This window comes from Desulfolutivibrio sp. (assembly GCF_036584575.1).
GTDB lineage: Bacteria > Desulfobacterota > Desulfovibrionia > Desulfovibrionales > Desulfovibrionaceae > Desulfolutivibrio.
The window spans coordinates 23033-29373 of record NZ_JAZHDB010000035.1 but is presented as its reverse complement, the minus strand read 5'-3'; the positions used below and the strand labels follow the sequence as shown (position 1 = coordinate 29373).

Annotated in this window: 3 protein-coding genes; all 3 read left to right on the top strand. The window is 67.6% G+C overall.

All coding sequences use genetic code 11. The annotated features are described in order from the left end of the window. Nucleotides 1-1387, top strand: a 1387-nt coding sequence (locus V3572_RS02630) for a carboxylesterase/lipase family protein (RefSeq protein WP_332109419.1), incomplete at its 5' end; no start/stop codon positions are given. Between the two features lie 12 nt (nucleotides 1388-1399). Further along, nucleotides 1400-2590, top strand: coding sequence for an efflux RND transporter periplasmic adaptor subunit (locus V3572_RS02625; RefSeq protein WP_332109418.1), 1191 nt, complete (start codon nucleotides 1400-1402; stop codon nucleotides 2588-2590). Nucleotides 2591-2600: 10 nt separating this feature from the next. After that, nucleotides 2601-6212, top strand: a complete 3612-nt coding sequence (locus V3572_RS02620) for an efflux RND transporter permease subunit (RefSeq protein WP_332109417.1) — start codon at nucleotides 2601-2603, stop codon at nucleotides 6210-6212. The last annotated feature ends 129 nt before the right edge of the window (nucleotides 6213-6341 follow it).

Below are 6341 nucleotides of genomic sequence, written 5' to 3'. Positions count from 1 at the left end.
CCAGTGCCCCCAAGAGGGCGCCGACGGCGACACGGCCGAGGACTGCCTGACCCTTGGCGTGCGCACCCCGGCCCGCGCGACCGGCGACCGGCTGCCGGTCATGGTCTTTTTCCACGGCGGGGCCTTCCTCTCCGGGGCGGGATCGCTGTCCCTGTATGCGGGCGAGGCCTTGGTGCGCGAGGGCGTGGTCCTGGTGACCGTGAACTACCGCCTGGGGGCCCTGGGATTCATGGCCCATCCGCTGCTCTCGGCCGAGTCCCCCCGGGGCGTTTCGGGCAATTACGGCCTCTTGGACCAGCAGGCCGCCCTTTCCTGGGTGCAGGAGAACATTGCGGCCTTTGGCGGCGACCCGGACAACGTGACCGTGTTCGGCCAATCGGCCGGGGCCACGTCCGTGCTGGCGCATCTGGTCAGTCCAGGGGCGGCGGGGCTGTTTCACAAGGCCATCCTGCAAAGCCCCGTCGCACCCGGGGCCTTTCGTCCCTTGAAACAACCGGCCCGCGGCACGGCCCCGGCCGAGGACATCGGCCGCCGCATCGCCGCCCGGCTTGGCGCCCGGCTTGGTACAGACCCGCACTCCGACATCCTGGCCGCCCTGCGCGCCGCCTCCGCCGACGACGTTCTTGCCGCCGCCGAGGCCCTAAGGCCCGAGGTCGGCCTGGAGGTGGCCGGGATCGTGTGTTCGCCCACGGTGGACGGCGTTGTCGTGCCGGATCATCCCCTGACCCTTTTTTCCCAGGGCAGGCGACACCCTGCGCCGCTGGTCATCGGCACGACCGCAAACGAATCCTCCCTGTTCCTGGACCACCTCGATCCCCCGGCGGACACGACGCAGGCCTATGTCCGGCTGGTGACGCGCCGCTTCGGGGCCGACGCGAAAAAGGCCCTGGCCCTGGCCCCGGGTCGAGAGCCGGGGCTTGGCGACGACCTGGAGCGGCTTGTCAGCGCCCGCTGGTTTGTGGCCCCGGCGGAGTTCCTGGCCCGGAAGCAGGCCAGGGCCGGGTCGCCGTGCTACGTCTACCGCTACGCCCAGCCCCCGCCGCTTGGGGCGCTGGCCGCCCTGGAAGACGAGGGCGACGCCCTGGGCGTCTCCCCGCAGCAGGCCGGGGTTCCCCACGGGGCGGAGCTTTTCCCGATCTTCGGTTTCGAGAGCCCGTGGCTTGGCTTCGACGACGCCGACCGGGCCGTGGGCCGGGCCATGCGCAGCGCCTGGGCCGCGTTCGCCAGGACCGGCCATCCGGCCGTGGCGGGCGGCCCAAAGTGGCCGCGTTTCGATCCGGCCGCGTCCCGGATCATGGAGTTCGGCACGAACCCGGCGGTGAAACCCCTTCCAAGGGAGCCGCTTGTCCCCCTGGCCGAACGTTCCTGGCAGACCACCACCTATTAAACGGAGAGCGGAATGCGCCATCACCCCCACAGCACACCCGACCCGGACGGAAGGACCATGAACGGCCGGGAGGCGCAACATCCTGTCCGCCGGGCCGTGGCTTCCTTTTTCGCCCTGGCCCTTGTTCTGGCCCTTGCGGGCTGCGCCGAGGACAAACCGCCCTTCGAAAAGCCGCCCACGCCCGTGGAGGTCGTGGCCGTGGAGGCGCTGCCCGTGGGCGACGCCCTGACCTATTCGGCCACGCTCATCCCAAACGAACGCGTGGACCTGGCCTTCAAGGTCGGCGGCTACGTGAAAGACATCGCCACGGCCCTGGGCCCGGACGGCGTGCCGCGCGTCCTGCAAAAGGGCGACAAGGTGAAACGGGGCATGGTCCTGGCGGCGCTTAAGGACGACGACTACCGGGCCGCGCTCAAAAAGGCCCAGGCCGCCCGGGAGGAGGAGTTGGCGTCGCTTCGCGAGGCCACCGTCAATTTCGAACGCTACCAGACCCTCTACAATCAGAAGGTCGTAGCCAAGAGCGAACTCGACAAGGCCAAGGAGAAGTTCGACTTCTACAAGGCCTCCTCCGACCGCACCACGCACCAGATCGAGGAGGCCAGCCTCCAGTTGAAAGACACGGTGCTCGCCGCCCCCCTGGACGCCCTGGTCCTGTCCCGATCCATCGAAAAGGGAACCCTGGTGGCCACGGGAACCCTGGCCTTCGTCCTGGCCGACCTGTCCACGGTCAAGGCCGTGCTGGGCGTGCCCGATTTCATGCTGCGGCACGTGCATCCCGGCGACACCGTGCCCATCAGGGTGGAGGCCTTGGGCAACCAGGTCTTTCCGGGGATCGTGCTCTCGGTGGCCCCCTCGGCCGACCCCAAAAGCCGGGTCTTCGACGTGGAGGTGGCCATAAAAAACCCCGACCTGACCCTCAAAGACGGCATGATCGCCTCGGCCACCCTGGCCGGGGAACAGCTCTCGCGGCTCGTCTTGCCGGTCTCCGCCGTGGTCCGCGATCCCGCCGACCCAAACGGCTTTTTGGTCTACGTGGTGCTTGAGGGGGACGGCGCGGCCACGGCCAAGGGCCACAAGGTGACCATCGGCGACGTGACGGGCAACCGGGTGACCCTCATCGACGGCCCCCAGCCCGGGGCCAGGGTCATCACCACCGGCGCCACCATGGTCTTTGACGGCGCCCCCGTGCGCGTCATCAAATAGGGGGCCATCCATGACCATGCACCCAAGCGACGACGCGCGCATCGCCAAAACGCGCAATCTGGCCCGCTCTTTCGTCGAGACCCCCCACATCTCGGCCGTCCTGCTCATCCTGGTCCTGGTGTGGGGCTACTTCGGCCTCACCGGCATGCCCCAGCGCAAGGATCCCTATCTGGCCGTGCGCGTGGCCATGGTGCTGTGCCCCTGGCCGGGCATCGACGCCGAGCGGGTGGAGCTCCAGGTCACCCGGCGGCTGGAACGGTCCATCGCCGAAAACACCCACGTCAAGCGCATCCAGTCCACCTCCCGCACGGGACTTTCAGTCATCACCGTGGAGCTCACCGAGGACATCGAGGAGACGGGAGAGATCTTCGACGACATCGATTTGCGCATGCGCGGCGTCCTGGATCTGCCCGAGGGGGCGGGCCCCGTGGTCTTCATGAAGGACTTCGGGGATACGGCGGCGCTGATGCTCACCGTGGCCTCGCCCCCCGTGTCCGAGGTGGAGGCGGACCTGCGTTCCCGGGAGGTGGCCCGGGTCATGGGCCAGTTGCGGGCCAGGGCCCGGGAGGGCGCGGCCGCCGACCGGGCGAGCCTGGCCTTCGTCTTCTCCCATTCGGCCAGCCCGGCCATGATCCGGCGGCAGGCCGAGTCCCTGGCCGAATCCCTGGCGGGAAAAGGGCTTTTCTCCGACACCCAGGTCTACGCCGGGCCGAACCTGGTGGTCCTGGACGGGGCCACGGCGGCCGCGCCCCAGACCTTGCGCCAGGCGATCTACGACTATGCGGTCAGCGAGGTCCATCTCTCGGAGATAAGTCCCGACATCTGGGAACCGGCCGTGATCCGCGACCCGGCAGACGCCCGGGAGGCCCTTTTGGCCGTGGCCGGGAGCAAATACAGCTACCGCCAGCTCGAGGCCTATACCGACCAGATCATGCGGCGGCTTCTGGGGGCGCCCATCGTCTCCAAGGTCACCCGCTGGGGCGTGCAGCAGGAGGCGGTCTATCTCGAATATTCCCAGGAGCGCCTGTCCGCCTACGCCGTGGATCCCTGGCGCATCAAGGAGGCCCTCGCCGCCCGCAACGTCTCGGGGGCGGGAGGGGTGCTTGAATTCGGCGGCCAGAACCTGGTCATCGACCCTTCCGGACGCTTCACCAGCGAGAAGGAGCTGGGGCGGACCATGGTCGCCGCCTCGGGGTCGGGTGCCGGGGCCTATCTCCAGGATCTGGTGGACATGGAGCGTTATTACCGCACTCCGCCGGAGAACCTCAACTATTTCATGTATAAGGACAAAGAGGGAACCTGGCGGCGGGCGCTGGGCATCACCCTGGCCGTGAACATGCGCCACGGCCAAAAAATCAGCGACTTCTCCGAGCAGGTGGACGAGGCCCTGGCCGAGGTCACGGCCCGGCTTCCGGAAGACCTGATCATGGCCCGGACCTCGGACCAGCCCAGGCAGGTGGAGGAGAACGTCGACCTGTTCATGGAGGCCCTTGGCGACGCGGTGTGGCTGGTGGTCCTGGTGTCGCTTGTCGGCTTCTGGGAATGGCGCTCGGCCTTGCTCATGGCCCTGTCCATCCCCATCACCCTGGCCATGACCTTCGGCATGATGCACCTCATGCACCTGGACCTGCAGCAGGTGTCCATCGCCTCGCTGATCCTGGCTCTGGGGCTTTTGGTGGACGACCCGGTGGTGGCCAACGACGCCATCAAGCGCGACCTGGCCCTGGGGCATCCCCCGGGCATCGCCGCCTGGCTCGGTCCCACCAAGCTGGCCCGGGCCATCCTTTTCGCCACCATCACCAACTGCATCGCCTATCTGCCCTTCCTTTTGCTCAAGGGCGACACGGGCCGCTACCTGTTCGCCATGCCCGTGGTCATCACGGCCTCGCTTGTGGCCTCGCGCCTGGCCTCCATGAGCTTTATCCCGTTTCTCGGCCGCTACCTGCTCAAACCCTCGGCCAGGCCCGAACCCTCGGAGGAGGCGCGCCGCACCAAGGGCTTTTCCGGCATGTATTACAAGCTTGGGGGCTTTCTCATCGACCACCGCTACTGGGTGCTTCTCCTGTCGCTTCTGCCCCTGGCCGGGGGCGTCTACCTCCAGACGCACCTGAAGCCCCAGTTTTTCCCAAACGACCTGTCGTACCTGTTCTACGCCGATGTCTGGCTGCCCGAGGACGCGCCCATCCAGGCCACGGACGCCGTGGCCCGGCAGGCCGAGGACATCATCCGGGAGACCGTGGCCGCCTACGAGGCCGCCCATCCGGGCGATGACGGCAAGCCCGCCCCGGTGCTCAAACAGGTGACGACCTTCGTGGGCGGCGGCGGGCCGCGTTTCTGGTTCTCGGTGTCGCCCGAGCAGTCCCAGCCCAACTACGCCCAGATCCTCATCGAGGTCACGGACAAGTGGCTGACGCCAAAGCTCATGGAGCCCCTGCAAACCGCCCTGGAATCCCGCATCCCCGGGGCGCGCATCGACATGCGGCAGCTTGAGAGCGGCGAGCCCGTGGGGGTGCCGGTGCAGATCCGGCTTCTGGGCGAGGACATGCGGGAGCTGCGCCTTCAGGCACAGCGGCTCAAAAACATCTTGCGCGCCCTGCCCATGGCCTACCGGGTGCGCGACGACTGGGGCTCGGAGATCATGAAGGCCAAGCTCACGATCAACCCGGACAAGGCCAACCTGGCCGGGCTGACCAACCAGGACGTGGCCCGGTCCTCCATGGCGGCCATGAACGGCCTGGAGGCCACCACCCTGTCCGAGGGCCGCCTGCTCATCCCGGTCATCACCCGGCTTCGGGCCAAGGAGCGGGCCACCCTGACGGACATCGCCAACCTCTACGTCTATTCCGAGTCCGATCCGGGCAAGCGCGCCCCCCTGGGGCAGGTGGCCACCCTGGACTTCGCGGCGGCCACGGAAAAGATCGCCCGCCGCGACCAGTTCCGGACCATCGTGATCTCCTGCTTTCCCACCCCGGGACATCTGCCTTCGGAGGTGGTGGAGGCGGCCATGCCGCAGATCGAGGCCTTCCAGAAGGAGCTGCCCCCGGGCCTCCGGCTCCAGATCGGCGGCGAGCATGAGAAGCAGGTCAGCGGTTTCGCCGATCTGGCGGTGGTCATGGCCATCTCCGTGGCCGGAATCTACATGGCCTTGCTGTTCCAGTTCAAAAACGCCGTCAAACCGCTCATCGTCTTTTCGGCCATCCCCTACGGCGCGGCCGGGGCCATCGCCGCCCTGTACGTCATGGGCTCGCCCTTCGGATTCATGGCCTTTTTGGGCATCATCAGCCTTATCGGGGTCATCGTCAGCCATGTGATCGTGCTGTTCGACTTCATCGAGGAAAAGCTCGAGGAGGGCGAGGATCTGCGCACGGCGCTCCTCGACGCGGGCATCCTGAGGCTCCGGCCGGTGATGATCACCGTGGGGGCCACGGTCATCGCCCTTTTTCCCCTGGCCACCTCGGGCGGTCCCCTGTGGGAGCCCCTGTGCTACGCCCAGATCGGCGGCTTGACCGCAGCCACCTTCATCACCCTGCTCATGGTGCCGGTCATCTATTCCATCGCGGCCTTCGACTTGAAGATCATCCCGACCGGCGCGCCGAGACGCGGGGACGACGCGGCGGCCTAGTGTTTGGCGCTTTCCAAACCATAACGGAAATTCCCGAACGCAACACGAGGGCCGCGAAAGGGCGGGGATCTCCCGTCGCCCACATCGCGCAAAAAGCCCCCGGAACCGCGGTTCCGGGGGCTTTTTTGG

Bases quoted from the DNA above. Each gene is read 5' to 3' on its own strand.
- V3572_RS02625 (WP_332109418.1), top strand. From the start codon at position 1,400: ATGCGCCATCACCCCCACAGCACACCCGACCCGGACGGAAGGACCATG.
- V3572_RS02620 (WP_332109417.1), top strand. From the start codon at position 2,601: ATGACCATGCACCCAAGCGACGACGCGCGCATCGCCAAAACGCGCAAT.